At 69.5% G+C, this 4876-nt stretch carries 3 protein-coding genes; 2 read left to right on the top strand and 1 reads right to left on the bottom strand.

Going from position 1 to position 4876, the window contains the following annotated elements:
* Nucleotides 1-1759, top strand: a 1759-nt coding sequence (gene mutS, locus GJ693_RS13770) for a DNA mismatch repair protein MutS (protein WP_156256850.1), incomplete at its 5' end; no start/stop codon positions are given.
* Nucleotides 1760-2013: 254 nt separating this feature from the next.
* Here mutS and GJ693_RS13765 read toward each other — a convergent pair.
* Nucleotides 2014-2949 (bottom strand): glycoside hydrolase family 16 protein, encoded by a 936-nt coding sequence (locus GJ693_RS13765; RefSeq protein ID WP_235902924.1) that lies wholly within the window; start codon nt 2947-2949, stop codon nt 2014-2016.
* A 165-nt stretch (nt 2950-3114) separates the two neighbouring features.
* Between GJ693_RS13765 and GJ693_RS13760 the strand changes: the two genes are divergently transcribed.
* A partial coding sequence (locus GJ693_RS13760) for a hydantoinase/oxoprolinase family protein (protein ID WP_328598841.1) occupies nt 3115-4876 on the top strand: 1762 nt, incomplete at its 3' end.

Here is a 4876-nt window from a genome sequence, read left to right as displayed (position 1 = left end):
CGCCGGCGCGCGCCACAGCCTCGAAGCCGCCATCGATCGCACCGTCACCGCCGCCGGCGCGCGGCTGCTCGGCCAGGACATCGCCGCGCCGCTCACCGATCCCGCAGCCATCACCGCCCGGCTCGATTTGGTCAGCTGGTTCATCGCCGATCCGCTCACCCGCGTCGGCACCCGCGACACGCTGGCCGGCCTGCCCGACATCGCCCGCGCCCTGGCCCGGCTCAGCATCGGCCGCTGGAGCCCGCGCGACCTTGGCCAGCTCCACGCCGGCCTCGCCCGCGCCACCGCGCTGAAAATGGCACTGGCTGGCCGCCCCGAACCGCCTGAGCTTCTCGGCGAAACCCTCGGCAACATCGCCACCGGCCTCGGCGCGCTCATCGACCAGCTCGCGCAGACCCTCGTCGACGAACCGCCCCTCGAACTGCCCGGCGCCATCCGCCCTGGCTTTGACGCGGCACTCGATGCCTTGCGCGACACCGCCCGCGATGGTCGCAGCGCAGTCGTCGGCCTCGAAACCCGCCTGAAGGCCGAAACCGGCATCACCGCGCTGAAAATCCGCCACAACAATGTGCTGGGCTATCACATCGAAGTCCCCGCCCAGCGCGCCGACCCGCTGCTGCGCGCCGACAGCGGCTTCATCCACCGGCAGACCATGGCCGGCGCCGTCCGCTTCTCCAGCCCCGAACTCGGCGAACTCGGTACGAAGATCGCCCAAGCCGCCGATCACGCGCTGGCCGCTGAAGCCGCGCATCTCGAAGAATTGCGCGAAACGGCGCTGGCCCACACCGCCAGCATCGCCGCCACCGCCGCCGCACTGGCCAGGCTTGACGTCGCTGCCGCACTGGCCGAACTCGCCGCCAGCGAAAACTGGTGCCGACCCACCGTGGACGCCAGCACCGCCTTCCACATCGACTCCGGCCGTCACCCGGTCGTCGAACTCGCCGTGCGCAAATCCGGCACCCGCTTCACGCCGAATGATTGCGACCTGTCGGCCGACAGGCGTGTCTGGCTCGTCACCGGCCCCAACATGGCGGGCAAATCCACCTTCCTGCGCCAGAACGCGCTGATCGCTGTCCTCGCCCAGGCCGGCAGCTACGTGCCCGCGGCCGCAGCCCACATCGGCGTGGTGGACCGGCTCTACAGCCGGGTTGGTGCCGCCGATGATCTGGCGGAGGGCCGCTCCACCTTCATGGTCGAAATGGTCGAGACGGCGGCGATCCTGACCGGCGCAACCAACCGCAGCCTTGTCATACTCGATGAAGTCGGCCGCGGCACCTCCACCTACGACGGCCTCGCCATCGCCTGGGCCGTGCTCGAAGCTGTGCACGACGATCTCCAGTGCCGCTGCCTGTTCGCCACCCACTATCACGAACTCGTGCCCTTGACCGCCAAGCTCGCCGGCCTGGCCAGCGTCACGGTGAAGGTGCGCGAATGGAAAGGCGATCTCGTCTTCCTGCACCAGGTCGCCCCAGGTGCTGCCGACAAGAGCTACGGCCTCGCCGTCGCCCGCCTCGCCGGCATCCCCAGCCCCGTCCTCACCCGCGCCCGCGCCATCCTCGCCCGCCTCGAAACCCGCCGCGAACAGACGGGTGGCATCGCCGCCGGAGTGGACTCCCTGCCCCTCTTCGCCGCGCCCCAGGCCGCCACCCAGGACGACCTGCGCGAGAAACTCAGCCAGATCGATCCCGACAACATCACGCCGCGCGAGGCGCTCGACCTGCTGGCGGATTTGAAGGCGCTGGCCGCACCAAAGAAGTGAAAAGGAGGCCTCCGGCGGGCACGGACTCAGTCCCTCCACCCGTTCATTATTGGCCGGCCCATATTTGCAAAATGCGCGCCCATCCAACCCGTCACCCCGGCGAAAGCCGGGGCCCATCGTCCATAACCTCCAAACGCGCGCCTGTCGGGGCGTATGGGTGATGGGCCCCGGCTTCCGCCGGGGTGACGATGAGAATTTTGGTCACATCAGATCGAACGGGTGCAGGGACTAAGTCCCTGCCCGCCGGAGGCCTCCTACTTCAGCTCCCAGACCTTCACCCAGTCCACCTCCATCGCCACCGTGCCGGCCTTGATCTTGTCCACCGTGGCTTGCGGCAGGCCGTAATAGGGTGCGGTCACCCCGTTGACCTTGTTGGGATAGATCCCGCCGATGGCAAAATTCAGGATCACATATTGTTTGCGGTCAAACCGCCATGGGCCATAGCGTTCGACCGTGGCGCGGGTGACGCGATAATATTCGCGGCCATCGACGGTGAAGATGATCGCGTCGGCCGTGCGCTCGACGGCATAGACATGCCAGCCGGTCACATCCTCCCCGGCCGGGAAGTCAAAGCGCTTGTAGAGCGGCGTGTCACCTGAATAGCCGGGGCCGTGGATGGCGGCGTTGGTCCAGGCCTTGTCGCCGACATTTTCCATGATGTCGATCTCGCCGCTGTCGGGCCAGGTGCCATAACCGAGCAGCCAGAAGGCCGGCCAGACGCCGGTGGCGTCGGGCATGCGGATGCGGGCTTCCACCTTGCCATAGGTCACCTCCACCCGATTTTCGGTATTGATGCGCCCCGAGATGAAATCGGTCACCCGGCCGGTGGGCGTGGCAAAGCCGGGCCGCCACACCGGCTTCAGCACCAGCGCGCCGCCATCGGCGCCCGCCGGCGTGGCAAAGCTGATCGTCTCCGGGCTGTCGAGATAGGCCTGCACCTCGTTGTTCACCCAGAAAGCCGCGCCTTCGACATTCCACTTGCTGCGGTCGAGCGTGCCGGCGTTGAATTCATCGGCAAACAGCAATTGCAGGGTGGGCGCCGGGGTTGGAGTTGGGGTTGGAGTTGGCGCAGGCGTCGGGGCCGGTGCCGACGCCGTCGGCGCAGCGATGGCACCTCCGCCGCCCCCGCTGCAGCCCGCCAGCAGCGCCAGCGCCGCCACCATCACCCAAGTGTGTCGGCCGATCCGCATGCTGCCCCCCAATCCCCGCCGGCGCACCCGGCTTGATAACGTTCTCATCAGCCTATCCGGCTTGGCTTCGGGAGGCAAGGGCGGGTGCGCTTCCGGGCGGCAGGCGGCGGGCGCGGTGCCTTTTCTCCGCTTGACCGTCCTGCCCCGCCCCGCCACCACAAGCCAATGACCGGCTGGCAATTCTGGGTGGATCGCGGGGGCACCTTCACCGATATCGTGGCGTTGCGCCCCGATGGCGGGCTGGCGACGGCCAAGCTGCTCAGCCACGCGCCCGAGCAGTATGACGATGCGGCGCTGGCCGGCATCGCACGCCTGCGCGGGGACGACAGCGCGCCGATCCAGGCGGTGCGCATGGGCACCACCGTTGCCACCAATGCGCTGCTGGAACGGACCGGCCAGCCCACATTGCTTGCCATCACCCGCGGCCACCGCGATGCGCTGCTGATTGGCCACCAGGCCCGGCCCGACATTTTCGCCTTGGAAATCCGGAAGCCCGCGCCGCTCTATGCCGCGGTGGTGGAGATTGACGAGCGGGTGACGGCAGCGGGCGAGGTGCTGCGCCCGCTTGACGAGGCGACGACGCAGGCCGCGCTCAAGGCCCAGTATGACGCCGGTTATCGCAGTCTCGCCGTCGCCTGCCTGCACGGCCACGCCCACCCGGCGCACGAGGCGCGCGTGGCCGAGATCGCGCGTGCCATCGGTTTCACCCAGGTGACGACCAGCCACGATGTTGGCGCGGTGATCCGGCTGGTGCCGCGCGCCAACACCGCCGTCGTCGATGCCTATCTGTCGCCGCCGCTCAGGGATTATGTGAACCGGGTGGCGGCGGGGCTCGAAGGAGTGAATCTCGCCTTCATGCAATCGAACGGCGGCCTCGCCCGCGCCGGGCATTTCCACGGCCGCGATGCCATCTTGTCTGGCCCGGCCGGCGGCATTGTCGGCATGGCGGCCGCCGGGCGCAGCGCGGGGGAGACGCGACTGATCGGCTTCGACATGGGCGGCACCTCCACCGATGTCTCGCTGTTCGACGGCCAATATGAACGCGCCGAGGAGGTGATCGTCGCCGGGGTGCCGATGCGCGTGCCGATGCTGAAGATCGACACGGTGGCCGCTGGCGGCGGTTCGATCATCAGCCACACGGGCGGGCGCCTGAAGGTGGGCCCGGAAAGCGCCGGTGCCGTGCCCGGCCCGGCTGCCTATCGCCGTGGCGGGCCACTGACGATCACCGATGCCAATGTGATGCTCGGCATCGTCCAGCCGGCGCATTTCCCGGCGCTGTTCGGGCCTGGCGGTGACCAGCCGCTGGATGCCGAGGCGGTGCGGGCCGGCTTTGCCGAACTGGGCGCCGCCATTGGCCAGCCGCCGGAGCAGGTGGCCGCCGGCGCCCGGGCGATCGCAGTCGAGACCATGGCCCAGGCCATCCGCCGCATCTCCATCGCGCGCGGGCACGACGCGGCGGCCTATACGCTGACCAGCTTTGGTGGTGCGGGGGGCCAGCACGCCTGCGCCATCGCCGACCAGCTGGGGATGCGGCGCATCCTCATCCACCCGCTGGCTGGGCTGCTCTCCGCCTTCGGCATTGGCCTGGCCGAAGTGCGGGTGGTGCGCCAGCGCACGCTGAACTGGCCGCTCGGCCCCGCCACCGATCTGGCCGCGCCTGCGGCGGAACTGGCCGAGCAGGCCCGTGCCGCGCTGCTGGCCCAGGGCGAGGCCGCGGCGAGCGTGCAGGTGAAGGCGCGCATCCGCTATGCCGGGTCGGACAGCGGGGTGGACCTGCCGCTGGCCCCGCCGGCAGAACTCGCCGATGCCTTTGCCGCCGAGCAATCGCGGCGCTTCGGTTTTGCCGTGGCCGACGCCGAACTGGTGGTGGACGCACTGCTGGCCGAGGCTGTGGGCGACACGCCCGCGCTGCCGGCCACCGCGCCGG

Origin of the sequence: Sandarakinorhabdus oryzae (assembly GCF_009733735.1) — a bacterium.
GTDB classification, from domain to species: Bacteria; Pseudomonadota; Alphaproteobacteria; order Sphingomonadales; family Sphingomonadaceae; genus Sandarakinorhabdus; species Sandarakinorhabdus oryzae.
This window is presented reverse-complemented; position numbering and strand designations above follow the sequence as displayed.

What these genes read in the sequence shown, in the direction of transcription:
- GJ693_RS13765 (WP_235902924.1), bottom strand. Translation starts at nt 2,949, where the DNA reads ATGCGGATCGGCCGACACACTTGGGTGATGGTGGCGGCGCTGGCGCTG.